The 26,014-nt window shown below is 65.2% G+C and carries 21 protein-coding genes; 7 read left to right on the top strand and 14 right to left on the bottom strand.

The genetic code is table 11. The features are described from left to right. The first annotated feature begins 830 nt into the window (after positions 1 to 830). Positions 831 to 1,823 (top strand): ornithine cyclodeaminase family protein, encoded by a 993-nt coding sequence (locus NJT13_RS10605; protein ID WP_254521539.1) that lies wholly within the window; start codon positions 831 to 833, stop codon positions 1,821 to 1,823. Between the two features lie 81 nt (positions 1,824 to 1,904). Here NJT13_RS10605 and NJT13_RS10600 read toward each other — a convergent pair whose 3' ends face one another. The 4 genes from NJT13_RS10600 to leuS form a co-directional block, all read right to left on the bottom strand. Further along, entirely contained in the window at positions 1,905 to 2,663 is a 759-nt protein-coding gene (locus NJT13_RS10600) for a YqjF family protein (RefSeq protein WP_254521538.1), read from the bottom strand. Between the two features lie 139 nt (positions 2,664 to 2,802). Next, the gene (locus NJT13_RS10595; protein ID WP_254521537.1) at positions 2,803 to 3,543 is read right to left on the bottom strand and encodes a bacteriorhodopsin; all 741 of its coding nucleotides are present in this window, start codon (positions 3,541 to 3,543) and stop codon (positions 2,803 to 2,805) included. Continuing rightward, positions 3,540 to 5,714 carry a methyl-accepting chemotaxis protein gene (locus NJT13_RS10590; RefSeq protein WP_254521536.1) on the bottom strand — a complete coding sequence of 725 codons (2,175 nt, stop codon included), beginning with the start codon at positions 5,712 to 5,714 and terminating at the stop codon, positions 3,540 to 3,542. Before NJT13_RS10590 ends, NJT13_RS10595 begins: the two co-directional genes overlap by 4 nt. A gap of 360 nt (positions 5,715 to 6,074) precedes the next feature. Continuing rightward, positions 6,075 to 8,771 carry a leucine--tRNA ligase gene (leuS, locus tag NJT13_RS10585; protein ID WP_254521535.1) on the bottom strand — a complete coding sequence of 899 codons (2,697 nt, stop codon included), beginning with the start codon at positions 8,769 to 8,771 and terminating at the stop codon, positions 6,075 to 6,077. Positions 8,772 to 8,943: 172 nt separating this feature from the next. On the opposite strand from leuS, the gene NJT13_RS10580 reads away from it, so the two are divergent. Further along, positions 8,944 to 9,714: an SDR family NAD(P)-dependent oxidoreductase gene (locus NJT13_RS10580; RefSeq protein ID WP_254521534.1), complete on the top strand. Its 771-nt coding sequence runs from the start codon at positions 8,944 to 8,946 to the stop codon at positions 9,712 to 9,714. Positions 9,715 to 9,905: 191 nt separating this feature from the next. On the opposite strand, the gene NJT13_RS10575 is transcribed toward NJT13_RS10580, so the two are convergent. The 3 genes from NJT13_RS10575 to NJT13_RS10565 all read right to left on the bottom strand — a co-directional run bounded on the left by NJT13_RS10575 (position 9,906) and on the right by NJT13_RS10565 (position 11,910). Further along, entirely contained in the window at positions 9,906 to 10,721 is an 816-nt protein-coding gene (locus tag NJT13_RS10575) for a hypothetical protein (protein ID WP_254521533.1), read from the bottom strand. A 249-nt stretch (positions 10,722 to 10,970) separates the two neighbouring features. After that, positions 10,971 to 11,390: an Hsp20/alpha crystallin family protein gene (locus NJT13_RS10570; RefSeq protein ID WP_254521532.1), complete on the bottom strand. Its 420-nt coding sequence runs from the start codon at positions 11,388 to 11,390 to the stop codon at positions 10,971 to 10,973. A gap of 64 nt (positions 11,391 to 11,454) precedes the next feature. Next, entirely contained in the window at positions 11,455 to 11,910 is a 456-nt protein-coding gene (locus NJT13_RS10565; protein WP_254521531.1) for a peroxiredoxin, read from the bottom strand. Between the two features lie 292 nt (positions 11,911 to 12,202). Between NJT13_RS10565 and NJT13_RS10560 the strand changes: the two genes are divergently transcribed. Further along, the gene (locus NJT13_RS10560; protein WP_254521530.1) at positions 12,203 to 12,361 is read left to right on the top strand and encodes a hypothetical protein; all 159 of its coding nucleotides are present in this window, start codon (positions 12,203 to 12,205) and stop codon (positions 12,359 to 12,361) included. Between the two features lie 40 nt (positions 12,362 to 12,401). On the opposite strand, the gene pheA is transcribed toward NJT13_RS10560, so the two are convergent. Continuing rightward, positions 12,402 to 13,214 carry a prephenate dehydratase gene (gene pheA / locus NJT13_RS10555; protein WP_254521529.1) on the bottom strand — a complete coding sequence of 271 codons (813 nt, stop codon included), beginning with the start codon at positions 13,212 to 13,214 and terminating at the stop codon, positions 12,402 to 12,404. 373 nt (positions 13,215 to 13,587) lie between these two features. Then, positions 13,588 to 13,896 carry a non-histone chromosomal MC1 family protein gene (locus NJT13_RS10550; protein WP_254521528.1) on the bottom strand — a complete coding sequence of 103 codons (309 nt, stop codon included), beginning with the start codon at positions 13,894 to 13,896 and terminating at the stop codon, positions 13,588 to 13,590. Positions 13,897 to 14,131: 235 nt separating this feature from the next. Here NJT13_RS10550 and NJT13_RS10545 point away from each other — a divergent pair, with 235 nt between their 5' ends. Together NJT13_RS10545 and NJT13_RS10540 are read left to right on the top strand one after the other, a co-directional pair. After that, positions 14,132 to 14,329 (top strand): hypothetical protein, encoded by a 198-nt coding sequence (locus tag NJT13_RS10545; protein WP_254521527.1) that lies wholly within the window; start codon positions 14,132 to 14,134, stop codon positions 14,327 to 14,329. Positions 14,330 to 14,602: 273 nt separating this feature from the next. Beyond that, the gene (locus tag NJT13_RS10540) at positions 14,603 to 17,494 is read left to right on the top strand and encodes a M14 family zinc carboxypeptidase (protein WP_254521526.1); all 2,892 of its coding nucleotides are present in this window, start codon (positions 14,603 to 14,605) and stop codon (positions 17,492 to 17,494) included. A 44-nt stretch (positions 17,495 to 17,538) separates the two neighbouring features. Here NJT13_RS10540 and pheT read toward each other — a convergent pair whose 3' ends face one another. The 3 genes from pheT to NJT13_RS10525 all read right to left on the bottom strand — a co-directional run bounded on the left by pheT (position 17,539) and on the right by NJT13_RS10525 (position 21,106). Further along, positions 17,539 to 19,302, bottom strand: coding sequence for a phenylalanine--tRNA ligase subunit beta (gene pheT, locus NJT13_RS10535; RefSeq protein ID WP_254521525.1), 1,764 nt, complete (start codon positions 19,300 to 19,302; stop codon positions 17,539 to 17,541). Continuing rightward, positions 19,302 to 20,828: a phenylalanine--tRNA ligase subunit alpha gene (pheS, locus tag NJT13_RS10530; RefSeq protein WP_254521524.1), complete on the bottom strand. Its 1,527-nt coding sequence runs from the start codon at positions 20,826 to 20,828 to the stop codon at positions 19,302 to 19,304. The genes pheT and pheS overlap by 1 nt, the downstream gene beginning before the upstream one ends. 137 nt (positions 20,829 to 20,965) lie before the next feature. Continuing rightward, entirely contained in the window at positions 20,966 to 21,106 is a 141-nt protein-coding gene (locus tag NJT13_RS10525; protein ID WP_254521523.1) for a hypothetical protein, read from the bottom strand. 214 nt (positions 21,107 to 21,320) lie between these two features. On the opposite strand from NJT13_RS10525, the gene NJT13_RS10520 reads away from it, so the two are divergent. Continuing rightward, a complete protein-coding gene (locus tag NJT13_RS10520) occupies positions 21,321 to 22,244 on the top strand; it encodes a DUF5518 domain-containing protein (protein ID WP_254521522.1) in 924 nt (307 codons plus the stop codon). Between the two features lie 85 nt (positions 22,245 to 22,329). Here the strand turns inward: NJT13_RS10520 and NJT13_RS10515 are convergent, their stop codons facing one another. Continuing rightward, positions 22,330 to 23,535: a hypothetical protein gene (locus tag NJT13_RS10515; protein ID WP_254521521.1), complete on the bottom strand. Its 1,206-nt coding sequence runs from the start codon at positions 23,533 to 23,535 to the stop codon at positions 22,330 to 22,332. 220 nt (positions 23,536 to 23,755) lie between these two features. Next, positions 23,756 to 25,390, bottom strand: coding sequence for a tryptophan--tRNA ligase (locus tag NJT13_RS10510; RefSeq protein WP_254521520.1), 1,635 nt, complete (start codon positions 25,388 to 25,390; stop codon positions 23,756 to 23,758). Positions 25,391 to 25,516: 126 nt separating this feature from the next. Here NJT13_RS10510 and NJT13_RS10505 point away from each other — a divergent pair, with 126 nt between their 5' ends. After that, positions 25,517 to 25,912 (top strand): methylated-DNA--[protein]-cysteine S-methyltransferase, encoded by a 396-nt coding sequence (locus tag NJT13_RS10505; protein ID WP_254521519.1) that lies wholly within the window; start codon positions 25,517 to 25,519, stop codon positions 25,910 to 25,912. Positions 25,913 to 26,014 lie beyond the last annotated feature (102 nt).

The following is a 26,014-nucleotide window of genomic DNA, read 5'->3' as shown; positions in this document are numbered from 1 at the left end:
GTGAGACTGAATTTTGCTCTACGGGCCAGCGACGCTCGCCCTCGGCAAAATTCAGTGTAAAAGCCGCCTCGCTCCCGCCGGTCGCTCGGTGAACGGTATCGCCCTCGGGTCACCCGTTCCCCGGTCGCTTTCTAGCGGTTCGAAGCGAGCGCAGAGAGCGAGAACCGCTCACCCCTCGGGTTCTCCGAACCACTCGTTTACCGTTGCTCGACACTGGACGAGGTCGGTAGGCAGATGACCGCGACGTCTGTCCACGTTTATTCCTCTTTCGACGGTGCCTGCGAACTCTTTCGACGGTACCCGTGAACGCGGTTCTCGCTGGGTGTGCTCTTCGTTCGGTCCGTCACACTCGACTGCGGCGGTGATTTTCCCCCGTCCAACCGGGAACGCCGAAGTCTCCCGGGATCGGACCAGCGCGACACTCGTCCGTTCGAACCCGATTTCACGGTCGGTCTCACGGCGGCGAGCGCGTTCGATCAGTCGCTCGTGGACGGGTACGACGACTGGCACGTGACGTACCGCATGGGACGGTCAGACCCCTCGCTGACGTACTCGTTCACCTCCGTGGTGGGCGGGAGCCGATTCGACGACCACCGACGGCTACACGGTGTGACCGCCTCCGGTTTCACGCGGCGGACCGCCCGCCGCTCCGGGAGGCACACTCCTGGCCGTCTCGACGGTACCGAGATCGCTGGAACTGTTCGTCTCAGTCGCTGTCCCTTCCGAACGAGGGGTCCGATCGTGCTCGTTTCGTCGCTGCTCGCCGTCGGTATCGCGCTCGCTGCACCGATTCACGACGAATTAAGTAGGCTCCCGCAATATTCGCCACTATGAACACGCTCCTTCTGGACGGCGACGACGTCGACGAATACGCGCGACTCGATACCGTCATCGACGCCGTCGAGCGGGCATTCGCGGCCTTCGAGAACGGCACGACGCAGATGCCCGCGAAATCGTACATCGACCTGCCGCAGTACAACGGCGACTTCCGCTCGATGCCCGCGTACCTCGATACGGGCGAGTGGGACGCCGCCGGAGTAAAGTGGGTCAACGTCCATCCGGACAATCCCGCCGACCACGACCTGCCGACGGTCCTGGGAACGATGATCTACTCCGACCCCGAGACCGCGTTCCCGCTTTCGATCATGGACGGCACGGCCCTCACGATGAAACGAACCGGCGCGGCGGCCGCCGTCGCGACCGACCACCTGGCCGTCGACGGCGCCTCGAGTCTCGGACTCGTCGGGGCCGGCGTCCAGTCCTATACGCAACTCGAGGCGATCAGCGAGGTGCGCCCGATCGAGACGGTCGTCGTCTCGGATCCCGACGACGAGCGGGTGACGCGGTTCGTCGAGGCCTTCGAGGACCGGTTCGACGTCCGCGGCGGCTCGATTTCCGAGGCCGGGCACTGCGACGTTCTGTCGACGGTGACGCCCGTCAGAGAGCCGATCGTTGGCCGCGCGGACGTCGGCGATCGCACGCACGTCAACGCCATCGGGGCGGATGCCGAGGGGAAACACGAACTGGCCGACGAGTTACTCGAGGCGGCGACGGTCGTCATCGACGACCACGAGCAGTGTACTCACTCGGGCGAGATCAACGTCCCCTACCGGGCGGGAACGCTGACCGATGCGGACATCCACGGCGAAATCGGCGAACTGGTCGTGGGTGCGAAAGCGGGCCGAACGGACGACACCGGCATCACCGTCTTCGACTCGACCGGACTCGCGATCCAGGATGTCGCGGCCGCCCGTGTCGTGTACGAAACTGCCCGAGAGAACGACGCCGGCTACGAGTTCGCGATCGTCGATACCGGCCAGTAGTGCCCGTCCGCGGTTCGATCCCGATCCAGGCCGTCGACCGCCGACGCGGAGGCACGCCTCGAGTCCCGGTCCCGGTTCCGGTTACGTTCGCATCCGACGCGGCACCGAGGCGGTCATCGACAGTTCGTCGGCGTAGTGGACGACCGGTTCGCCGGTCGGCGCCGGGAGGCCGTTGGTCTCGAGCATCGTGTTCTCGTGGATCGTCGCAGCGGCCGGTTGGAGCAGCCACGGATCGTGGGCGATCTCGCCGGTCAGTATGGCGCTCTCGGTCGACCCGTAGAACCGCCGGTGCGCGGTGAGCCAGTACGCGAGCGTGTCCGGTCTGGCAGTGAACGTCTCCCCGTCGGGGCGGTAGGATGCGGCGAACCTGGCGGGGACGTCGGCGTCTCGTCTCAGCCGTTCGCACGAGAACGCGACGTGATTGTCTTCGGTCGCGCCGACTCGTACTCGGGCGCGGGAGACGGGGAGTCTCACCGCCCGACCGACGGTCGACGCGATCCACGAGTTTCCGATATCGATACTGAAGAAGTAGACGCCCCTCTCGCCCCGCCGTCGGACGGACGTCCGAACGCCGATTCCGGCGAATGCCAGCCGCGTTATCGACGGCGTCCCCCGCAATCCGACGTTCGTCAGGACGAACGGGAGGGCGCTCACCCAGGCCCGTCCGTCACGCGTCTCGAGGGTCAGTTGCCCCGGAATATGCGGGCGGAGCTGGTCCGGATCGACCGGCCAGTGTATGAACAATCCGTCGCGCCATGTCATGGATGCGACGTGTGTGACGTTCGACGACGACCCACCTGCAACCGCCCGCCGAAGCAGATCCGTACGTTGTTCGTTCATCCTCTGTATCAACAAATACTGTGGACATCCGTACGACGTACTGACGTATATAATGGCTAGTCAGCTGTCAAATCCGGTGGTGGTTCCGTCGTTCGGGAGGCGTCGTCGCGTCCGACGCGGCCGGTCGCGACGGGGATCCTCAGTCGGCCGGGTCGCCCTTCTCGAGGGTGACCCCGCCGTCACCCGCGTCGTCCGATCCGATCTCGGCGATCAGTTGGTCGGTCGCGTCGGTCGCCCGGAACACCAGCACGCCGAATCCGATTCGAGTGAGGGCGTCGAGGTAGATCCCGAGGAAGATTCCGCTGAATGCGTCGAGCAGTCCGAATCCCTGTCGCGACAGGAGGCCGAGGACGAGGTAGCCGCCAAAGAGTATCAACAGCAGGTTTCGCAGTTTCCCGTAGAGCAGGACGCGCTCGCCGCCCTGTTTGCCGGATTGGCGCGTGATCGGCCAGACCAGAATATACGCGAGCAAGCCCAGGAGCGCGAAATTGGCGATATTCGCCGCGTACACCGCCGGTTCCGTGAGGAAGTAGCCGGCGACCGTGGCGCTCGTCCACGACACCATGACGGCGTTGGTGGCGATCAACTGCCGGCGCGATGCGCCGGCGACCATGCACGTGATGGTCACCATCATCGGTCCCACGGTGAAGTATTCGATGTAGCGACCCACCTGAACCGGTTGGCCGGTCGGGTTCGTCACGAAAAACTGTTGCGTTGACATGCTGAAGTACGCGAGGGACGTTATCCCGCAGATGATCGGGATGATGAGGTAGTATCGGCGCTTTTCCTGGGGTAACCGCGAGATCCAGACCAGGAAGAACCCGGCAGCCACCGCCATCGCGTAGAACATGATCCGGTAGAGCGTTTCCGGGGGAATCATCGCGAATCACCGTCCCAGACGGCCGCGTTCGTCGGATCGGCCGGCGACTCCGAGACGGTGAACTCGTCGACGGCATTCGCGAGATCCGTCGCTCGATCGTCGAGGCGCGTCGCTTCGGTCGAGACGTCGCTGATCGTCGCGGTCGTCTCCTCGGCGGCCGCGGCGACCTGCTGTGCCTGCGAGGTCGTCTCGTCGGCGACGCTCGCGACGTTCTGAACGATCGTCGCCAACTCTTCGGCGGACCCGGCCTGTTCGTCGGTCGCCTGATCGATCTCTTCGACCCCCGCAGCCACCTGCTCGATTTCTGTCGCGATCCGGTCGAGTTTTCGCGAGAGATCGTCGACCCCGTCGGTTGCCGATCCGATCACCGTTTCGGCTTCCTCGATCTGCGCCGCGCTTTTCGCCGCCCGCTGTTGTATCGATTCGATCATGGTTTCGACGTCCTCGACCGCCGCTTGCGTCTGTGTTGCGAGTTCTTTGACCTCGTCGGCGACGGCCTGGAAACCGCCGCCGTCGTTCGAAGCACTTTGCGTTCGCGATGACTCGATGGCCGCGTTCAACGCGAGCATATTGGTCTGGCCGGCGATCTCGTCGATCAGTTCGACGATCTCCTGGATCTGGTCCGCTTCCTCGTCCAGCGCGCGGATCGTCTCCGCGACGGCCTCCGTCTGTTCGCTCGCCGTGTGCATTTCCATCGTCGTTTCCTCGGCCGCCTGCTGGCCGTCCGCCGCCAGTTCGTCGACCTGGTTGGACTGCTTGGCGATGTTGCTCGTCGCGGCGGCGACCTCCTCGACCGTCGCGGACATCTCTTTGACTTCCGTCGTCGCAACGGACAGATCCTCCGCCTGTTTGGCGGACCCGTTCGAAATCTCCTGGACCGACGTGGTAACCTCCGCGCTCGCCCGCCGAATCTCGTCGGAACTGGTCTGAACCTCGGTGCTCGTCCTGGCGACGTCCGCCGAGATCGATTTGACCTGTGCGACCGCCTTCTCGAGGTCCGCGATCATCTCGTTGAACGCCCGGGCGATCGACACCATCGCATCGTGGTCCGTTTCGGACTCGAGACGGCGCTCGAGGTCACCGTCGGCACACGCCGACATGACTTCGCTGTACCGTTCGGCTTCGGCCACGAGTTCGTCATTGTGCTGTTCGGTTTGTTGCTGGGCATCGCGTGCGCGTTCGCGTTGCTCTTCCAGATCGTCGAGCGTCGTCTTGAGCGAGTCCCGCATCGTCGCGAACGATCTGTAGAGGATTCCCACTTCGTCGACCCGGTCGGTCTCGAGGTCGACCGTGAGATCACCGTCCCCCATTCGTTCGGCTTTGTTCGCGAGCCGGCGAAGGTTCAGGGAGATGTTGCCGCCGAGGACGATTCCGACGAGCCCGAGGTGGAGGACGAAGATAAACAGCAAGCCGAGCAACGCCGACGAAGCGGCGTTTTGTGGCCCGTAGACTGTCGCCGCGGTATCGTACGTCGTGACCGTAAACGAACTGTCGCCGACGTCGATCGTCGCCGACGTCGCCGCGTACTCCGTGTCGGTCCCGTCGGGGACGCCGGTAGCGAAGTCGTCCGAACTCGGCGAGATTGCCGCCAGGACCGCGTCGTCGCCGACCGCTGCTTCCTCGCCGACCGCCGCGACCGATTCGCCGTCAGCGTTCGTGACGATCGTTCGGCTAGATTCGTCCGTCTGAAGGAGAGACGCGAACCTGTCGGCGGGAACTGAGACGGCCACGTATCGCAGACTTCCATCGGAGCGTTCGACGCTGCTGACGAACGAGAGGACCGTTTCGTTGGTCGTCAGCCCCTGGTGGGAGCCGCTCGGACCGTCGGTTTCGCCGTCGATACCGGTCTGCTCGAAGAAATTCTGGCCGTTCGCGCCCTCCCCGCTACTCGCAAAGACGGCTCCGTCGCTGTCGAGATAGTGAACTTCGGCGATCCGATCCCCCCGATCGGACTGTGCCGTCGCGAGCCGTTCGTTGATTTCCCCGCTCGTCCCCCCTTCGATGGTCGCATCGGTGGCGAGTCCCGACGCCGTCTCCGCGTTCGTTTCGAGCCAGGCTGCTGCGACGTCGCTCCGGTCGTCAGTTCCGTCGATGAACCGTTCTTCCGTGGCCGGTCCCACCGTGTTGGAGACGTAGGTGAAAAAGAGCGCGGCGACGAGAACCGTCGTCACGACGACCACCACGAAAATAAGCCCTATCTTCGCACTGTACGTTTCTCTGAGTCGATCTGGGATAGTATCCTCCAATGACATATTATCACACGGGTGGCTCGAACAGTTCGGAACTGCCCAGTGCTTTCCCTGTACTGTTTTTTCAGGATTATTGAACGTTATGGTTGCTTTGATTATTAGCTAAATTGTTAATACTATTACTCACCGGCCATAACCGATTGCGGCGGTTATCGGCGATTTCGCACGCGATCCGCTCTGCAACGCTTACTCGCTGTACGGACGGTAGCGTCCGGTTCGATCCGAACCGGGGTGTGACAACGGACCGTCGCGTCGCCGGTCTCGAGGTTCGGCGGTGAGCCGTCAGTCGTCGATTTCGATCGCCGGGCGACCGGGTTCTGCGTTCGTGAGAAGGTCGTCGCTCGCTTCGTCGGCGCTGACGACGTGAACCGGTGCGTCGAACTCGCGTTCGATCAACCACGCGGCCGACTCGAGGGTCGCGTACTCGTCGTCCGACTCGAGCGTCATCGTCAGGGCCTCGCGCTCGGCCTGGAGGTCCTGCCCGTAGCTGGCTGCGTCGTCGCCGTGTTCGCGGATGTGGGATTCGCCCATGAGTTCGCCGATCAGGTTGTCGGCGTCGCTTTCGATGGCGATTTCGAGGGCGTCGTACTTCCAGTCGGGGGCGACGACGACGTCGATCGCGTCCGGGTCCTCGATGCCCGCGACCTCGACGATGTCGCGGATGTCCTCGCGGGTGTTCTGGACCAGTCGGCGCCGCTTTGCGACCCGGTCGCGGTCGACCTCGGCCGTCGGCCAGTCGGCCTCGGCCACGAACCCGTCCCGTCCGAGTTCGTCGTACAGCTCTTCGGCCAGATGCGGTGCGACCGGCGCGAGCAGGCGGACGACCGCCGACAGCCCGCGCGCGTACGTGTCGGCGTGGGGCTCGGTGTAGTCGGCGTACTGGCGCAGCGTTCGGGTCAGATCCTGTGTTTCGCGAAGCGCCCTGTTGAACGTCAATTCGTCGTACTCGCCGGTCGCGATGGCGATCGTCGCATCGATCTCGCTGGCGACGTAACTCGCGACCGCGTCGTCGTCGCCGTCCGGTTCCGTCTCACGGTACGCTTCGACCATCCCCTTGAGCCGAGTCAAGAAGGCGTTCGTCGATCTGACACCCTCCTCGCTCCAGTCGAAGTCGCGCTCCGGCTGGGCGGCTTGCATCATGAACAGGCGGGCGGTATCCGCCCCGTACTCGTCGACGATCCGCTGGGGCGAGACGACGTTCCCCTTCGATTTGGACATCTTTTCGCCCTCGAGTTGAACCATTCCCTGCGCGAGCAGGTTCGTGAACGGTTCGCGGTGGTCCAGGTCTTCGTAGTCGGCCAGCACCTTCGTGAAGAATCGCGAGTAAAGCAGGTGCATCACGGCGTGTTCGATGCCGCCGACGTACTGGTCGACGGGCATCCAGTCGTTGGCCCGCTCGCGGTCGAAGGGAGCGTCGTCCGCGTCCGGCGAGACGTACCGCAGGAAGTACCACGACGAGTCGACGAACGTGTCCATCGTGTCCGTCTCGCGAACGGCGTCGCCGCCGCAGTCGGGACAGGTCGTTTGCTTCCACTCCTCGGCGGCGTCCAGCGGATTCCCGGTCGTGTTGATGAACTCGGGGAGTTCGACCGGTAACTCGGATTTGGGAACCATGACGGGGCCGCAGTCGTCGCAGTGGACGACCGGAATCGGCGTCCCCCAGTAGCGCTGCCGGGAGATGCCCCAGTCGCGCAGTTGGTACTGGGTGGCCTCCGCGGCGCTCTCGATGTCCTCGGTCAGGCGTTCGCGGGCCGTCTCGCTGTCGAGCCCGCTGTACTCCCCGGAGTCGATCAGGACGCCGTCGTCGGTGAACGCCTCCTCGCTCACGTCGGGTGCAGTCGGCGCCTCGTCGCCGTCGGGTTCGGGGGCGATGACGGGCCTGATCTCGATTCCCTTCTTCTCGGCGAAGGCGTGGTCGCGCTCGTCGTGGGCCGGGACCGCCATCAGCGCGCCCGTCCCGACGTCCGAGAGGACGAAGTCGGCGACGTAGACGGGGATCTCTTCCCCGGTGACCGGATTCGTCGCGGTCAGGCCCGTCTCGACGCCGTTCGGTTCGTCGCCCTCCGGATCCGCCTCGTGTTCGACGAACTCGGAGACCGCGTCGTCACGGTCGGCCAACTCCTCGCTGATCGGGTGATCCGGTGCGAGCGCGAAGAACGTCGCTCCGTATATCGTGTCGACGCGGGTCGTGAAGGCCTCCACCGATCCGTACTCCCGCGGCTCACTCCCCTCGCGGCGTTCGTTCGAGGCGCGTGGTGCCTCGCTCACTTCGAACTCGAGTTCCGTCCCGTACTGGCGGCCGATCCAGTTGCGCTGCATCTGCCGAACCGAGTTCGGCCACCCCTCGAGGTCGTCGATCGCTTCCAGCAGTTCGTCGGCGTACTCGGTGATCTTCAGGAACCACTGCTCTAGGACGCGTTGCTCGACGGGGGTGTCACAGCGCCAGCAGAGTTCGTCCTCGCCTTCGACTTGCTCGTCGGCGAGGACGGTCTCGCAGTTGGGACACCAGTTGACTTCGGCATCGCGGCGTTCGACCAGGCCCTCCTCGTGGAACCGTTCGAACAGCCACTGGTTCCACTGATAGTACTCCGGCGTGCAGGTCGCGATTTCCCGGTCCCAGTCGTAGCCAAAGCCCATCGCGGTCATCTGGTCGCGCATCGTCTCGATGCAGTCGAACGTCCAGTCGCGGGGATTGGTGTCGCGCTCTTTCGCCGCGTTCTCGGCCGGGAGGCCGAACGCGTCCCACCCCATCGGGTGGAGGACCTCATCGCCGCGCATCCGGCGATAGCGAGCGTACGCGTCCGTAATCGTGTAATTGCGGACGTGACCCATGTGGAGCTTGCCGGACGGGTACGGGTACATCCCCAGGACGTACGTCGGATCGTCGACGTCGTCGGGCGTCCGGTAGACGTTCGCGTCGTCCCACGCCTCTTGCCAGCGTCGTTCGACCGTCGCGTGGTCGTATCCCGCGTCGCTCATTTGCTTATATATGGGGATGACGCCGCCCTATAGCTTTCCATACTTTTGTCGAGCGAGGGAGCAGTTCGCCGTCTCGCGCGTGTCGATTATCTCCGGTTCATTCTGTCGACACCCGTCGCCTCGTCGGTTCAATCGCGGGAAGTTTTATCCGCATCTCCTTTGATTGCGGCGTATGGTAGCAGATTCCACCGTCTTCGTGACGGGCGCCAGCCAAGGACTCGGCCGCGAAATAGCCGTCGCGTTCGCCGACCGCGGTGCGAACGTCGTCCTCGCGGCCCGAAGCGACGGCATCTACGAAACGGAAGCGCTCGTCGACGCGCCCGACCGAACGCTCGCCCTCGAGACTGACGTGACCGATTCCGAGTCGGTCGCCGATGCGATGGACGAGACGGTCGAGACCTTCGGCGGACTCGACTGTCTCGTGAACAACGCGGGGATCGCGGGCCCCACCGCGCCGATCGAGGCGACGACCGACGACGAGTGGCTCGAGACGCTCGACGTCAACGTCGTCGGCGTCGCTCGCGTGACGAGACGGGCCGCCCCGCACCTCCGCGAGTCGGATCGAGGGAGCGTCGTCAACATCTCCTCGATCGGGGGTAAACGGCCGTACGCCAACCGGACGCCCTATGCCGCCTCGAAGATGGGCGTCATCGGACTGACCCGCGCGCTGGCCGCCGAGTTCGGTGACGACGGCGTGACGGTCAACGCGATCTGTCCCGGCCCCGTCGAGGGCGATCGCATTCGGAACGTCTTCGAACGACAGGCCGAGCAAAACGACGTCGCCCCAGCGGACGTCGAAGCAGAGGTTCGCGAGGCCCTCACGCTCGACGAACTGGTCCCGCCGGCGGAAGTCGCCGAACTGTGCGTCCACCTCGCGAGTTCGGAATCGCGCCATGTCACGGGCCAGGACATCAACGTCTCCTCTGGCGGGGCGTGGTACTAGCGCCGCCGGCCCCTCCCGGTCGCGGTCTGCCCGTCGTCGGGTCAGTCCGCCGGCCCCTCCCGGTCGCGGTCTGCCCGTCGTCGGGTCAGTCCGCCGGCCCCTCCCGGTCGCGGTCTGCCCGTCGTCGGGTCAGTCCGACGGCCCCTCGACGAAGTGAAGCCCGCAGACCGAGCGAAGGTGTCTGTGGCGGTTCACAGGATGCCGACGATCGCGACGAACGCGCCGAGAGCGACGAGCACACCGCCGACTATCCGTCGCATGCGGACCTCCGAGCGGACCCGATCCCGCTGCTGCTCGAGGTCACCGGCCGCGATCACCAGCGGCGTCTCCTCGGTTCCGCGGAGGACGTATCCGTCGGCCGTCTCGGTCAATTCGCCGCGAACCAGTAGTTCGTCGCCGTCCCGAACGACGGTTGCCTGATACTTGTCGGGCATGTTGGTTTTGCTACCGACGCTGACCGTGACCTCGACGTCGCTCAGCACGCCGTCCTCGCTCGCCAGCCCCGTCCGCTCGAGGAACCGATTGACCGGCCCGAGTTCGCCGAGGTAGACGTCCTCCGCCGGCTCGCCAAGATAGCACTGCGACGAGTCGAAGGGATCGGTCACGCCGTCATCCCGCCCGGCTTCGAGCATCGCGGCGTCCACGCGGACCCGGTCCCAATTGTGATCGATTGCGAACTCGCCGACTGCCAACTCGCCGTCGACGGTTCGCCATCGGCTCCCGCCTTGCCCACCCGTATCCTCCTTCTGGCGGACCCGCCACGCCCAGAGGGCGGGCGCAGCGCCCGCGTTCAGGTCGGCGGGGTTCCGGCCCGGTGTCGCTGGCTCGAAGACGCTCACTGGGCCGCTGATCGTCGTCTCACGCCCCGGTTCGATCGGGCCGTCATCCGACTCCTCTAGCTCCTCGATCGTCGTGTACCGTTCGTGGACCTCGCTCGCTCGTGACAGAACGATCCCGCCGAAAAAAACGAAGATCCCCGCGAAAACGAGGGCGATCAACTGGACCATAGGCGAGGAGCTATCACCGAGGTATAATAAATGCACGAAAGAAACCGATCGGGACCGGTCGGGACGGCGAACCGGCGACGCGACTGCGCGGACCGCAGCGGCTGTCGATCCTCACCGTTCGGTCGGCGACTCGAGTCTCGCTCGGCCGGACCGACGACCGACGCCGTGCGGTCATACTGGGACCGTATTCGGACGACCGACGCCGTGTGCCCTCCCCCGGCCCGGACTCGAGCGGCCTGCCGTCGACGGCTACTCGATGTCGATCTGTCGAGAGTCTTCGCCGCTCGAGACCTTCGGCAACCGAACCGTCAACACGCCGTTCTCGAATCCGGCGGCCACCGCGGCTTCGTCGACCGGTTCGGGCAGGCGGATCCGCCGACTCGCCGACGTCTTCGTCCGTTCGCGACGAAGGTACCGCCGCTCGGCGTGCGTGTCTTCGTCCGTCCGGTTCGCCTCGAGGCGCAGCGTCCCCTCCGAGAGCGTCAGATCGATATCGTCGGTTTCGTAGCCGGGCAGGTCGGCCGTGACGACGTACTCCTCGTTCGTGTCGGCGACGTCGACCGGGACCGATCCCGGGACCTGCAGGCCGCCGGCTGTCATTCCCTCCTCGACCTGTCGACTGAGGCGGTCGAGCAACTCCTCGATATCGTCGAACGGATTTCGTCGCATGTCGCCACGTAGGACCCCGACCGGGATAAATTCTGCCCGACGCGATGCGACAGAAGGCCGGACGCTATTCGGGGAGGGTTACGAGCCCGTCCTCGAGCGCATCGAGCAGGACGTCGCGGGCGTGGCCGTCGGGGGTTACGCTCTCGTAGACGGCCGACACCTCACCGTCGGCGAGCAGGAACGTCGTCCGCGCGGCCGTGCCGTCCCGGAGGTCGACGCCGAAGGCCTCCGCGAGCTGTGCGTCGGGATCCGCGAGCAAGTCGAACTCGAGGCCCTCGGCGTCGCAGAACGATCGATGAGACTCGACGTCGTCCGTCGAGACGCCGTAGACGTCGACGCCCGCCTCTCGATAGGTCTCGCGTTCGCGCTGAAACTGGTTCGCCTCGACCGTACAGCCCGGTGTCTCGTCTCGCGGATAGAAGTAGAGGACCGTCGGTTCCTCGAACGTGAGGGTGAGCGCGTCCCCGTCCTGGTTGTGCGCGGTCACGGTCGGGGCGTCGTCGCCTGCAGCGAGTGGCATACCCGTGATACCGTGGGACACGAAAAATCGTTTGTGGTGTACCCTCGGTGCGACGACCCGCCCGTTGTAGATTAGCGCGGTGACTACGATCCAAGGCCTCGTCGGCAGACGCACGTTCCTCACCCGATCCGTTCCATCTCTCCGTCCGATTCCCTTTCTCCGTCCGTTCTCTCGCTCGAGCCCGGCAGAAATTCGGAGACGACCCGTTCGCAGCGGAGTTGAATCGATTCGATCGCGGCTACTTCTGCCCCTGCCAGTCGGCTTAAGCTACTCCCCTCTCCTCTGCTATCGTATGGTAGATCCGATACTTCATACAGGCTCGTCTCATCCCGACCTTCTGTGGATACTCGTCCCGTCGTTTCTCATGTTCGTCACGGGACTCGGTCTCGCGACGTACGCCGATCGAATCCGGGCGTGGTTCGATTCCGACGCTGCACCGACTTCCGACTGATCGTCTCCGACTCCGTTTTCGTCTCGGGCCGTCGCGTTCACTACTCGACGACGTGTTCGGTATCGTACGAGCCGAGGCGCCGAACCCAGCCGTTTTCCGCGAGCGCCTCGAGGTCTTCGACCGCCTCGCTCGTTCGCGACTCGTAGAGACCGGCCTCGAAGTCGACGTGGAACACGTAATCACCCAGCCGCCTGCCGCTCGGCCGCGACTCGACGCGGGTCAGGTTGATGTCGCGATCCGCGAAGGGCTCGAGCAACTCGAGGAGGAGTCCGGGATAGTTCGCGTTCGGATACACCACCAGCGAGGTCTTTCCGCCTCCCTTCGAGCGCTCTTCGGCCGGTGCGATCGCGAAGAAGCGCGTCGCGTTCGAGTCCTGATCCTGGATGTCCTCGGCGAGGAGTTCGAGGCCGTCGCCGCCGAGGGCCGGATGGCCGATCCCCGCGACCGAGGGGTCTTCGCGGGCGAATTCGACACCTTTGGCCGTGCTCGCGACGGCTTCGAGGGTCGCCTCGGGGTACTCGCGCTCGAGGTACGTTCGACACTGCGCCAGCGCCTGCGAATGGCTGGCGATCGTCTCGAACGCCGGCCCCTGGGCGAACAGCGCGTGTCTGATCGGCGTGACGATTTCGCGGACGACGGCGACGTCGTAGTCGGCGAGCGCGTCGAGGCTCTCCGTGACGCTGCCTTCGATGCTGTTTTCGATCGGGATGACACCGCGATCGTACTCGCCGCTGGCGACGGCGTCGACGATCGCCGTGACCGACTGTCGGAAGTCGATCTCGTCGTCGTCGGCGATCGCACTCGTCGCTCTGTGAGAATAGGTGCCTTCGGGGCCGAGCGTGACTGCAGCCATTGCTCGTTGCTAGTGGGTTACGGGTCAAAAGACCGTCGGGTTTCGCGGCCCGTACTCGACCGAACGGTACGGCGCGCTGGACTCAGCGGAATCGATCGTCGCTCACCGTCCCGGTCGGGGCCACTCGAGTCGACGAAACCGTGTTCGGTCGCACGGGCGGCGATGCGAGGCTGGTGTACCCACGCGGACAGCAGACCGATGGGGTGCCCGGTCGCTATCCGGTGTAACTCACCGGCGAATCACGGAACGCGAGTTCGAGGCCGACGAATCGGCCTCGCCGACCGCTCACCGGTACGCACTCTTCGACCTCGGGCGATCAAACGACGTCGCTCGTCGTCGAATCCGTCCCGGAGAAAGCGACTGTTCGGTCGAATTATTCGTCCAGGTGTTCGATTCCTTTCTTCGAGACGTTCGCTTCCGTAATTTCGTCGGGCATCCAGCTCGGCTTGTCGCTCGGCGCCGTCTCCTCCCAAGCCCAGCCGTCGTAGATGTGTACCTTGTCCGTCCCCTTCTCGCGCAATTTGAGCTCGATGCGTTCCGCCGACTCCTCGCTCGAGCCGGGCTCGAGCCGTCGGGCCGCCTTGAGCGCCGCCTGCCGGGGCGTGTTGCCCGAGAAGACGCTCGATTCGTCACCGCCCGATTCGCGCAGTGCAAAGTTTCGTTTACCGTCTTCGCGTACCATGATTTCGCCTCCGTGTCAATTCAACGCACGGTCCGATATAAAGATATCCCCGAAAATCGATGGACTGCGCCGGAATCTTTAAGTTGTTCGCGTACGCTACCATATCACACTATCTTACGCGAGGAGGGGCGGGTTCCCGCATTGGTACCACCCCGCCTGTGTAACAAGGACTAGCGCTTGGGCGTCGAAAACACTTAAGTATATCCTACGGCGAAGTTCGGGGTAGAATCCCGCGATGGTACGGAAAAAGAAGCTGAGTCCAAGCGGTGCGAAAGACGAAAACGGTAACTACCACAACGTCCACCTCAACCTTCACGAGGATGAACTCGCAGTCGCGGGCATGGATATCGGCGACGAGGTCTTCGTCCGCGTTCGAGACGGCAAAATCATCATCCAGAAGGCGGACGAAGAAGACGTCGAACACGAATTCTAGCGACTCACTGCACGCTTCTCTCGCCAGACACGGTGCCGTCATCGCCGTCGAATCACCGCGCGGACCGTCCGTGTATTGCCAGGCGGAACTGTTCGCTTCGTTCTGGCGTCGGTCCATCCTTCGGCGAACTTGCCTTCTCGGACCCGAAACGGGCGTCGAACCTGTCACGTCCGCCTCCCTAAATATTCGTTTCTCAGCCAGATCCGCTTGTTCCTGACGTTATTTGTTTGAACTTATTGTTGATCGTGGCGTGGAATATTCCCACGACCACTAATGTCCAATGGAAATTACAACTCGGCCCGATCACGGGTCGATCCTCGTTTTACCGACTCGAGCGCCGATATCGACGGATCGGCCGACGCGTTCGCAGACGGCGTCATCGATCGGCGAACGTTTTTGACCCTCGCTGCGACGACGGGGGCCTCACTCACGCTTCCCGGAGCCGCCACCGCCGACGTCCACGGCGAGCCGACGACCGACGAGTACGAGTTCGTCGTCAATCACACGCCGGACGAGTACGAGGCGGCGACGATCATCGAGTTCGCTGACCAGGATGCGCTCGCGACGTTTGCGGACGAGTACGTGTCGGACCCCGATCCCGATCTCTCCCGGGCACCGAAAGCGGTCACCCGAAACTCGCCCGCACCCGCAGCGCACGCCCGCCTCACGGCCGCGGAGGCCGCTGACGTCCTCGAACAGGACGGCATCGAGCGAGTCGACTTCTCACCCGGCGCAAACCCGTGGTGGACGCTCGAGTCGCCCTACGAAGACCGCGTCTTTCCTCCCGTCGAGGACGCACGTAACTACGTCGCGTACGAGGAACTCGTCCAGGGACTCGATCACCTGGAATCCACCCATCCCGATCGCGTGCGTGTCCGATCGGTCGGCGAGTCACCGGGTTGGGAGAATCGGTTCACGGGCGAGGATCCCGATTCGCAACCCGTCTACGTGGCCGAGGTGACGGCGAACGTACGGGACGAGGAGTCGTTCACCGAGAAGGAGAAGGTGATCTATTCCCTCTCGATTCACGGCGACGAACGGGCCGGGGCGGAAACCGGGTGTCGACTCGTCGAGGACATCGCAACGGGCCGAGCGGACGACTTCGAGCCCCTGCTCGACGACATCGCCGTCCTGTTTTTGTTCGCCAACCCCGATGGCTGGATCGCGCGGAAGCCACAAACCCCGATCCCGTGGGTCGAGACTCACGACACGAACTTCCAGCGCGGCAACGCGAGCGTCTTCGACGGACAGCCCGTGGATACCAACCGCCAGTATCCGACGATCGGGTGGATCGACCCCAGCTTTCGGCCGGCCGAACCGAACGGTGCACCCGACGAGTTCGCGGAACTCGTACCCGACGCGCTCGGGATCGTCGACCACTTCCGCGAGTACGACAACGCGGCGTTCTTCTGTGACTACCACGGCATGTACACCTCGGATCAGATGGTCTTCAACCTCGAGTCGAACGCGCCGTTCGATCACGGGGAGGCCCACGATCTCGACCGTATCAACGTCTCCATCGCCGAGGGTATGCGGGCTCACTGGGGCGGTATCGGTGCGATCGAAGACGACATCGCCACCGCCGTCGAGGAAATGTACGACTGGGTAGACGACGGGGACGAGGCCGTCCCGGACGGCGAGAGCTACGACGGTCTGTTCGACTGGGGAACGACGTACGATTCGATCAACTATCAGATAACGGGTGGACTCGCAGACTGGGCGGGACAGCCCGAATCCTTCGGCGGACTCGGAACGATCGCGGTATCGCCGGAGGTCATCCTCTCGAACCATCTGGTTGCGGCACAAAAAGAGTGGAAACCGTACTCGTCGCGCCACTACGTCACGGCCTACCGGATCTCGATGCGTACGTGTGCCGAGATGATCGCTCGGGAGACGAACGCCACCGTCGCGACCGGCGGACGGGACACCGCGTACGTCACCGCCGACGCACTTACGCGCTCGTCGGCGGATCTTCCACACACCGACGAACAGCCCGTTCGTGCCAGCGACACCGGAGCCGATAGCGCAACCGAGGTGCGTCGTACTCACGACGTCGTCCGACCCGGTCCGACGGGGCCCTCGCGTGTCGGAGCGAACGCGGTTGACACGACACACTCCCTCTTCGTCCACTTCGCAGGCGTCCGTCGTGCCACGGACGGAACCGTACGCGTCACGGATCCGAACGGGTCCGTCGTTCGGGAGATCGATCTCGCCGCAAAAGCGGACCCGATCGATTCGACGGCGCGAAAACACGACCTCGAGGACGTGTTCGTCCGCCGACCGCAGGCAGGCCGATGGGACATCGAGGTCGACTGTGACGTCGACGTTCACGTCGGGACGACGATGATCGACGTCGACGGCGACGTCCCCGACCCGGAAGCCGTACTCGGGTACGAACAGCGCGAGTACACCGTCAACCCGATGCAGTTCTTTGCCGACCTCGAGCCCTTCCTCGAAGACGGTGACGTGACCGGGATGAACGTCTTTCAGATCGTCGCCGGCCGACTGTTCTGGGGCGACGCGACGGCGTGTCGATACGACACGCTCGTCATTTCGCACGACGTCTGTCTCGATCACCCGGCGTACGTCAGCGCGATCGAAGCCTTCGTCGAACTCGGCGGCGATCTCGTGCTCACCGACGCGGGCGTGAACGTGCTCGGCGAACTCGACGTCGGCGACGCCGCGTCGATCGAACCTGACGACGTTCACGACGTCGAGATGCTGTTCGCCGTCCTCGAGGACAGGGACCTCGACCATCCGTTACTCGCCGGAATCAGACCCCGACAACAGGAAATCTGGAAGGGGTCACAGCTCGGTTACACGACGGGGATCGACCAGCCGGCGACGATAGTCGACCACGACGCGTTCACGGCGGCCGGCGGCTCCGTCGCGGGCTCCCTGTTGGGCTGGACGTTCGACGACGGCGAACCCGTCCCCACCGGATCCGGCGTCGGCGCCGGAACGCTCTCCGCGGGTGATTCCGAAATCACCGTGCTCGGCTCGGCGCTTCCGCCCGCCCAACAGACCGAACTCCACCCCTTCGGGATGGCCGACTACGCCCTCTCCTGTATGGGCCACACGCTCGTGTGCAACGCACTCGGCTTCGAACAGCGGCGCTCCGACGCCGACGGCGAACTCGTTCGAACCGACGGCGAGAGTCGATAGTTGCGGCGAGATCCGGCCGCTGTGGAACCGATGCGTTCGCGGACCTATCGCAGCGCCTCGAGGTCGAACTCGAACGCCGAGACCGGCACTTCGAGATCGTGTTCGACGAGCACTTTCGGGTGAACTTCACCGATCACGCCGACCTCCTCGCCGTCGATGACGACGGCGGCCGTTCGACCCGAAATGAAGGTCGGGTGGTCGGCCGGCGGCGTCTCGAGTTCGACGCCGAAGTCGCGGGCCAGCGCTTGCAGTCGTGCCTTGGCGTCCTCGTAGCCGGCCTCGTGGCTCGCGAGGACGGCACCGACGCGTCGTCCCTCCGAGACGCCGGTGTTCTCGGCCTCGTCTCTCTCGGCGGTGAAGCCGATTTCCGTCAGGTTTTGCGGATAGGCCCGGTGCGTGTTCCGCTCTAAGACCATCAGAAGCGAGGGCAGGACCCACGTCCGAAGCATCGTGAAGTCCTCGCTGTAGGGCTCTTTGATCGTCGCGGGCTCGCCGGCCCCGTAGACGTCCTCTCCCGGCTCGAGGTCGAGCCGGTCGTAATTTTCCGCCTCGCTGATCATGTGGAAGTTCAGCAGGTCTTCGAAGCCCAGCCCGACCAGTTGGGTGCGGGCGGCGTTCTCGAGGCGGGAGCGCTCGTGGCGGCCGCCGACGGTCCCGACGTCGGGATAGCGCGGCTCGAGCTCGTTGAAGCCGTATGCCCGACCGAGGTCGTCGATGACGTCGAGCGGGTGGAGGACGTCGACGCGATACGGCGGTATCGTCACCTCGTAGACGAGTGCTCCGTCGTCGGCCTCCGCTTTCTCCGCTTCGAGGCCCGAGCGCTCGGCGAGGTCGATCACCTCGTCGGGATCGAGTCCGATTCCGAGGATGGTCTCGATGCGGTCGTGAGCGACCGTCTTGGTCTTCGTCGAGAGATCCGGACGTACTATTTCGCGTCCGCCGGAGTTCGTCCGGCTCCCGTCCGAGTCCGCGTTCGCGGACTCGCTATCCGGATACTCGATCGTGACCTCCTCGATCGTAGCACCCCGTGCCGCGAGCGCGTAGCAGACGATGGTGAGCATTTTGTCGATCGTCCACTGGTCGGTGCCGGTCATCTCGACGAAGAGATCACGCGAGTCCGTCGACACCTCGGTGCGTCGGCCGTTGATCACCGGCGGGAACGAGAACAGCCCGAGATCGTCGTAGATAGCCGGATACCGCTCGTAACCGCTGACGAGATCGGCGTACGTCTGTCCCGTCTGGTGTCGCTCGAGCACCTCTCCCGGCGTCATTTCCTCGTCCGAATCGAGCGGGACGAATCGGTCCCCGTCGGGTTCGACGCCGACGTACTCGATGGTCGGGTTCCCTTCGGTAGCGGGGCTCCCCCTGAGCATCGTCAGGTCGTGGATCCCGATCGCACCCTTCGCGCGCTTTCGCCCCATCGTCGCGTGGAGCTTCTCTTGAAGTTGGATGAGCGAGTCCAGTCCGTCCTCGTCGAGATCGATGTCGCGGATCACCGCTCCCGTGACGTACGGGCGCTCGCCGGGCACCGACTCGTCGACTTCGATCGTCCACCCCGATTTGTTCGGGGAGGGGACGTGAATCCCCCGCGAGTCGCCGTACTGATACCGCATCGATCTGGCGACCCCCTCGACGGAGAGCCGATCGAGCCTATCGGGCGCGAACTCGAGTTCGAACGCGCCCGCTTCGGTCCGCCCCTCGAACTCGAGGCCGAGGCCGAACAGATCCTCCTTCAGTTCGTCGTCGCTCTTCTCGTCGTGGCCGGTCAGTTCGCGCAGTTCGTCGGGGTCGATGTCGACCGTGGGCATCAGTAGGTCACCTCCGTCTCGCGAAGCAGTTGCAGGTCACACAGCGTCCCGTGGATGTCCCGAATGTCCTCGAAGCCGTACATCAGCATGAGCAGCCGCTCGAGGGCGAGTCCCCAGGCCATCACGTCGCACTCGACGCCGAGGGGCTCGAGCATCTCCTCGCGGAAGATCCCAGAATTCCCGATCTCGACGAGTTCGCCGGTCGTCGGATGGGTCCCGAACAGCTCGAAGCTCGGCTCGGTGTAGGGGTTGTAGTGCGGTTTGAACTCGATGTCCGTGATACCGAACTGGGAGTAGAACTCCTCGAAGGTGCCCATCAGGTCCCGAACCGAGAGGTCCTCGGCCATCACCCAGCCCTCTATCTGGAAGAACTCGAGCAAGTGGGTCGGGTCGAGCGTGTCGTTTCGGTACACCTTCTCGACGCTGAAGTACCGCTGTGGCGGTTCCAGCCGTCCGATCTCCTCGCCCGAGAGGTAGCGCGTCGACAGCGACGTGGTGTGGCCGCGGAGCGCGAGTGCGCGCGCGAAGTCCTCGTCCCACGGCGAGTGATATCCCTCGCCGTCCTCGCCGACGCCCTCCCGGTGGGCGCGTTCGACCCGCTCGACGAGGTCCTCGGGGAGGTCGTCGATGTGGGTGGGCTGGTCCAGCGCGAACCGGTCCCAGTGGGTCCGCGCGGGGTGGTCCTGGGGCATGAACAGGCAGTCGTTGATCCAGAAGTCGGCGTCGACGTGCGGGCCTTCCATCTCCTGAAAGCCCATCCCGACGAGGACGTCCTTGACGCGTTCGGCCGTCTGGCGCAGGATGTGGACCCTGCCTCCCTCGAACCGCTCGGCGTCGGCCTCGACGTTGTACTCGGCGAATTCGACGTCCTCCCACTCGCCGCTCGTCAGCAGTTCCGGGGTGACCTGCCCGACCGTCTCGGCCGTTTCGATCCCCGCCATCAGTTCGGTGACGGCGAGTTCGGTCAGGGTCACCTCGCGGACCGTCGATTCGCGGCGCTCTATCAGGCCGCGTCGCTCGAGTTGCTCGATGGTCTCGGTATCGACGTCGACGCTGTCGATCGGCGCGTCGTCCGCGTCGGCGAGTGCCGCGAGTGCCGTCGCCTCGGCATCCGTTTCGGGATCAGCGTCGGGATCTGCGGTAATCTCGCCGCTGTCGATGCTGCCGTACCCTTTGCGCGCGTAGTTCGAGAGCGCGATGTCGACCGCGTCGCCCTCGAGGCCCGAGGCGCCGATGACCCGTCCCATCGAGACGGGGTCGGCGTCGGCACCGGCCTCGAGAGCGGCCTCGTAGAGCCGAACCTCGGGGAGCCCGTCCTCGACGTAGTCTCGACCTTCGTCGGTCAGTGCGACCGTTTCGTCGACGCGTTCGCTGACGGCGACCAGCCCCTCGTCCTCGAGTTCGAAGACCGCCCCGGTGACGGTTTCAGGGGGGAGTTCTGTCGCCGCGGCGAGGGCGTCGACGGACGTTGCCTCGTCCGCACTCGCGGTCTCTACGACCGCGACCTGTTGTGCTGGAAGTTGCATTCGCTTGTTCCTATGGCTGCGTGTCGGTCAGTTAGCGGTTCCGATACTGCCCGGGGCCGCCCCCGGCAGGGCCGTCGAACGGTCGGTTTCGCCGCGAACGCCCGGTGTGAGCGCGTGCGGTTCCACCGGCCCGGAATTCACCGGGCAAAAAAGAAGCCGAATCCCGTCCGCAGTCGCCGTGGCTGATCGCCGACACCGGCACACGCACTTCGCTCGTGTCCCGTGTCTCGTCTCGAAGTCCTCGAGAAGACGCGGACACCGTGGGATTCGAGTGCCATACGGGGCAAAAATCGGGGTCGATGCAAAAACCTTGCGGGTCGATCCCACGGCAGTCGGTCGTCGACCGGCCCGGTACAGGACTGCGGTCGTCGCGCGTAGTTCGAGAGCGCGAGATCGATCCGAAACTGGTGCTCTCGCCCGTCTCGTGCGCCCGATGCGTCGACACGCCATCGTTCACCTAGATTGATATACACGTCTTCCGATGGGCCGATCATGGGCTCTCGTTCGGTCGATCGCTCGTCCGGACCGGCCGTCCGTCGTCTCGTCGGTTCGTCTCTCCTCGGACTCGTCGTGATCGGCGTGGTCGCCGTCGCCGCTCTCGCCTCGTCGCGGATCGTTCTGGCGGCCGTCGTTCCGCCGGCGGTCGGGAGCGCCGTTGCGGCGTTTTTCGCGCGTTGTCGACGCCGTTTCGGCGCCGTTCTCGGGGTCCTACTCGGCCTGACGGTCGCGGTCGGATCGGTCGCGTTCTTCGTCACCTGGCTCGAAACCCAGCCGACGACGACCGGCGGCGCCGGTCTCGGGATCGCCGCCCTGTTTCTCGCCGTCATCGTCGTCGGACTTCTCGCGATCATTTTCGGGGGACTCGGCGGGCTCCTCGGTGCGGTACTCCGTCGGGAACTCGAGCGATCGGCCCGGACGAACGCGGCCGACGAACGCGATGACTCCGCCGATTCCGAACGCGCCGGCGACCGGATACCGACTGCGACGACCGACGGCGTTCACTCGTCGAACGATCGGTCGACGCGCTCACGCAGCGGGCGAAACGCGAGCGATCGCGACGCCGAATCGGTTGCCGACCGCTATTCGATCGCACCCGTCCTGATCGGAAGCGCCCTTTCGACCGCGATTTTCTTCGTTCCGGGATCACCCTTCGTCGGGGGTGTGGCCACGGGATATCTCGAGCGAAGCGGGTGGCGCCGCGGAGCGCTCCTCGGCGCCGCGTCCGGCGTGATCGCGACGTCGCTCACGCTCATCGTGATCGTTCTCATCACGGTCGCCGTCCTCTTCGTGTTCGCGGGCGCGTTCGTCGACTACCTCCCGTGGACCGCCGCGCTTCTCACCGCGTACTTCGTCATACTCTCGGCCGTCGGGGGCGCGGTCGGCGCCCTCGTCTCGCCGTCCGGTCCCACCGGCTGACGCTCGCGTTCACGACGAACGAGGGGAGCGGATCGCCGCCTCGTCTCGACTCCGCATCGCACGACATCTCGGCAGCGCAGGTCGTCTAGCTGTTCGAGGCTCGCGTCGGCTCGAGCGAACTGGCATCGACCCACTCGAAGCCGGATCGATCCGCTGTCGATTTCGCGTCGCGGACCGCCGCGGGATCGAACTCGTCGGCGAACTCGATGCGGATCTCCTCGAGTTCGGCGGTCGGCAGCGTCGGGAAAAACGCGTCGTTCGCGAGCAGTCCTCGCGACGCGACGGTCCCGCCGGCGTCGAGTGCCGCCCCGAGTGCGCGATAGGAGTCCCCGTCCGACTGGCATCCGACGTCGGTTCCGAACGCGTCGTTCGCGACGCGTTCGGTCGGGCTGGGTCCCGAGAGCGTACCGAAGTCGCCATCGGTGGCCGTCCGGCCCGCCGTCGCCGGTGCGGCGGCCGACGCGTCCCGCGTCGCACCCGCGCCGCCGGAGACGGCCTCTCTCGGCCTCTCTTTTTGCTCGTCGCGTTGCTCGCACTCGGCTTCCTCGATCAGCGACTCGACGCTCTCGGTCCCGTCGATCGTCCCCCGTCCGCCCTCCTCGAGCGCCCACGACGGCCACGGGGTGGTCCCGGTATCGGCGTCGGCCCCCGCCGCCGTCCCGGACGGTTCGAAATTCGGCTTCGAACGGTCCGTCGGGACGTACGCCTCGAGTCCGTTCTCGGGTAACAACGGCCGATCGACCGCGTCGATCCGCCGGCCGTACCGACCGCGGAGGTGCTCGAGTTCGCCGGTTTCGATCAGCGCGGCCTGCCAGCGGTCGCTCCCCGACGAGAGGAGGACGAATCGGACGCCGGTCCCCGCGAGAAGCGTCTCGGAGAGCGCCCGAAGCACTGCGGGCAGGTTGTGGGATCCGAGCGGCGTCTCGGGGTAGGTCACCGACGCCTCGCGGTGACGACCGCGAGGATCGGTGGCGGAGACCTCCCAGTTCGTCCGGGTTGCCGTGATCGTAAGCGACCACCCGACCGACTCGAACACGGCCTCGAGTTCGCGCTCGAGGTCGGCCTGTGAGTACCGGGCCGCACAGGAGACTCCGCGATCGCACCGGGCGATCAGCCGCCGCAGTACCGTCCTCCGATCGATCCTGTCGGCGAAAGCGTCGGCGAGCACCGCCTCGAGGGTCTCCTCGCCGGTCGATTCCCGTTCGATGTCCGTCGCCGTGACGCCGAACGCACCGAGGACGTCGGCACAGACCAGCAGGTCGTCGTCCGAATCACGCGGATACAGGGCCATCGATATCCCCGGCTTCCACAACCGGGCGTATATATCTTCGTCAGACACCAAAACGCAACCCCGACCGCGTCCGAAACGTCCGCCCGGTTTCTTCGCCGGCACGCCCGCGGCCGCGAGCGACCCGTCCCCCGGTCTCTCACGCGGTTCGTATCGGTCGTGTCGGCGTCCTGTGGCTCGGCCGGTGGTGGCCGCGCCAGCGGTCCCGTCGCGCGAGCGGCGGTCAGCGACGCCGCGGCGACTCGAGTTCGATGTCGGCCGCCGCGAGCACGTCCTCGACCTCCTCGCGTTTCGCCTGGTGTTCGTCCAGGAACTCCCGCATGAGCTGTGCGGCCTGTTCCTTGCAGTCTCCACAGAGGCGTTCGCCGCCGACGCACTCGTCGTAGACGCGCTTTGCGAACTCGTCGTCGTCGCCGGCCAGCAGATAGGCGTAGAGTTCGTAGACTGGACACTCGTCGGCCCGTCCCCCCTTCTCGCGCTGCTCTTCGGCAGTCTCGCGGCCGCCGGTCGTCGCCGCTTTCACCTTGTCGTAGCCCTCCTCGGGATCGTCCAGCAACGAGATGTGACTGGCCGGAATCGAGGAAGACATCTTGCCGCCGGTGAGACCGGTCATGAATCGGTGGTAGATCGAGGACGGCGGCCGGAAGCCGTAGCCGCCGGTGTCGACTTCGACCTCGCGGGCGAGTTCCTCGGCGTCCGCGCGGTCGATCTCGAAGGCGTCGATGTGATTCTCGTAGACTCGCTTTTCGCCTTCGATCGCGTCGATCAGCGCGTCGAACGCCTCGTCCGTCGCTCGTCGATCGAAAAATCGGGTTCGCGGGCGCAGCGGTTCCATCCCCGCGTTCTTCAGTTTCGCCATCGCTCGGGTCTCCGCGGGCGCGTCGGCCGCGGCGGCGAACGTTTCTTCTGGTCGATCGCGGTCGTCGAACGAAACCGCTTCCGGCCCATCTTCGACGAGCACCGCGGCGTCGAGACACCTGATTTCGTCGTTCTCACCGGCCATCTCCTCGAGCGTCCGGTACGCATCCGCGACCACGACCCGCTCGTCGTCTTCGAGTTCGAAACTCGCGTACGCGTCCGTCACTCCGAAAAAGCGCATCCGCTCGGCGAGGTCCCGGGCCAACCGGACGTGGGGGTCCTGGTCCGGGCCGACGGGGATCACGGTCGGCTTCGGCTCCTCGAGTTGCGGGTAGAGGATGTCGGCCATCTGGGTGACGACCGATTGCATGTGCGAGACGTCCGTCTCCCCGTCGAAGCCGTAGATGGACTGCAGCTCCGAGAAGTTCGCTTCCGCGCCGAGTTCGAACGCCAGGTCCTGCAGCTCCCGATTGGTCGACTGGCGGTAAAGCGTCCCTTCTTCCGGGTCGAATCCGAGCGCGAGCAACGAGAGCAGGTAGTCACGTGCGTGTTCGTCGATGTCCTCCCAGCTCATCCCGCGGGCCGAGTTGGCCTCGAGGTCGGCGATCAGCGCGTAGGCGTCGGCCCCTTGCTGTTGGTGCCAGATGATCTCGTCGAAGACCAGCTTGTGGCCGATGTGCGGATCGCCCGTCGGCATGAATCCGGAGAGGACCGCTGCGGGCTCGTCGTTTTGCAACGCCCGCGCGACCGGCCGATAGTCTCGATGCCCGAAGATGACGCCCCGGCGCATCAGGTAGTGGGGGTTCGGGACCTCCTCGAGAACGTCGTCGAACTCCTCGATGCCGAATTCCTCGAAGAGCTTCCGGTAGTCGGAGACGCTCGAGGAGCCCCACGGGTCGAGCGCCACGTCGTCAGCTCCGGCCGCCCCGCCATCCGTGAGCGGTTCCCCTGTCGTCGGTTCCCCTGGCTCGGACTCCTCGAGTGGGTCGTCTCCAGTCATTAGTGTGCGGGTTGGCGCTGCAGCGCGCAAAAGCCTTCGGCTTCGGCGTCGACGAAATCATCGTCGACCGGGACGCCTCACCGGTCGTCGAGACTAAAGTGGGTTCGCGCCGACGTTCGATCACCGATGCGCATTCAGGTACTCGGGCACGAGCGGGAGATCGACGACTCGCGGATCGACGCCGATGGGGCGACGATCCGCGAACAGGTGCGTGAATACGAAGCCGGTGAGCGCCGGGCGTTCGACGTCGAGATCGCCTACCCCGACGATTTCACGGGCCGCGTGATGCGGGCGATGGCGGAGATTCCGGCCGGCGACACTCGTACCTACGGGGAGATCGCCGCGGACCTCGAGACCGCGCCGATCGCGGTCGGTCAGGCCTGCGGTCGCAATCCGATTCCGGTGATCGTTCCCTGTCATCGGGTCGTCGGCGCGGACTCGCTCGTCGGATACGCGGGCGGGCTGGATCTCAAACGCCGATTGCTCGAACACGAAGGGGCGGCGATCCCGGGCGAGCGGTAGGGTCGCGGACCGCGATCCGCGCCGCACGATGGAGGACGGACTGCGCCGTGACGGACGCGTCGCCCGTAGGCGGGCGACCGCTGGCCCGTCGCCTGCTCACCT

This window comes from Natrinema caseinilyticum (assembly GCF_024227435.1).
GTDB lineage: Archaea > Halobacteriota > Halobacteria > Halobacteriales > Natrialbaceae > Natrinema > Natrinema caseinilyticum.
The sequence above is the reverse complement of the archived record's forward strand: the minus strand, read 5'-3'. Positions and strand labels throughout refer to the sequence as shown.

Bases quoted from the DNA above. Each gene is read 5' to 3' on its own strand.
- NJT13_RS10605 (WP_254521539.1), top strand. From the start codon at position 831: ATGAACACGCTCCTTCTGGACGGCGACGACGTCGACGAATACGCGCGA.
- NJT13_RS10600 (WP_254521538.1), bottom strand. From the start codon at position 2,663: ATGAACGAACAACGTACGGATCTGCTTCGGCGGGCGGTTGCAGGTGGG.
- NJT13_RS10595 (WP_254521537.1), bottom strand. From the start codon at position 3,543: ATGATTCCCCCGGAAACGCTCTACCGGATCATGTTCTACGCGATGGCG.
- leuS (WP_254521535.1), bottom strand. From the start codon at position 8,771: ATGAGCGACGCGGGATACGACCACGCGACGGTCGAACGACGCTGGCAA.
- NJT13_RS10580 (WP_254521534.1), top strand. From the start codon at position 8,944: ATGGTAGCAGATTCCACCGTCTTCGTGACGGGCGCCAGCCAAGGACTC.
- NJT13_RS10575 (WP_254521533.1), bottom strand. From the start codon at position 10,721: ATGGTCCAGTTGATCGCCCTCGTTTTCGCGGGGATCTTCGTTTTTTTC.
- NJT13_RS10570 (WP_254521532.1), bottom strand. From the start codon at position 11,390: ATGCGACGAAATCCGTTCGACGATATCGAGGAGTTGCTCGACCGCCTC.
- NJT13_RS10565 (WP_254521531.1), bottom strand. From the start codon at position 11,910: ATGCCACTCGCTGCAGGCGACGACGCCCCGACCGTGACCGCGCACAAC.
- NJT13_RS10560 (WP_254521530.1), top strand. From the start codon at position 12,203: ATGGTAGATCCGATACTTCATACAGGCTCGTCTCATCCCGACCTTCTG.
- pheA (WP_254521529.1), bottom strand. From the start codon at position 13,214: ATGGCTGCAGTCACGCTCGGCCCCGAAGGCACCTATTCTCACAGAGCG.
- NJT13_RS10550 (WP_254521528.1), bottom strand. From the start codon at position 13,896: ATGGTACGCGAAGACGGTAAACGAAACTTTGCACTGCGCGAATCGGGC.
- NJT13_RS10545 (WP_254521527.1), top strand. From the start codon at position 14,132: ATGGTACGGAAAAAGAAGCTGAGTCCAAGCGGTGCGAAAGACGAAAAC.
- NJT13_RS10540 (WP_254521526.1), top strand. From the start codon at position 14,603: ATGTCCAATGGAAATTACAACTCGGCCCGATCACGGGTCGATCCTCGT.
- pheT (WP_254521525.1), bottom strand. From the start codon at position 19,302: ATGCCCACGGTCGACATCGACCCCGACGAACTGCGCGAACTGACCGGC.
- pheS (WP_254521524.1), bottom strand. From the start codon at position 20,828: ATGCAACTTCCAGCACAACAGGTCGCGGTCGTAGAGACCGCGAGTGCG.
- NJT13_RS10525 (WP_254521523.1), bottom strand. From the start codon at position 21,106: ATGGCACTCGAATCCCACGGTGTCCGCGTCTTCTCGAGGACTTCGAGA.
- NJT13_RS10520 (WP_254521522.1), top strand. From the start codon at position 21,321: ATGGGCTCTCGTTCGGTCGATCGCTCGTCCGGACCGGCCGTCCGTCGT.
- NJT13_RS10515 (WP_254521521.1), bottom strand. From the start codon at position 23,535: ATGGCCCTGTATCCGCGTGATTCGGACGACGACCTGCTGGTCTGTGCC.
- NJT13_RS10510 (WP_254521520.1), bottom strand. From the start codon at position 25,390: ATGACTGGAGACGACCCACTCGAGGAGTCCGAGCCAGGGGAACCGACG.
- NJT13_RS10505 (WP_254521519.1), top strand. From the start codon at position 25,517: ATGCGCATTCAGGTACTCGGGCACGAGCGGGAGATCGACGACTCGCGG.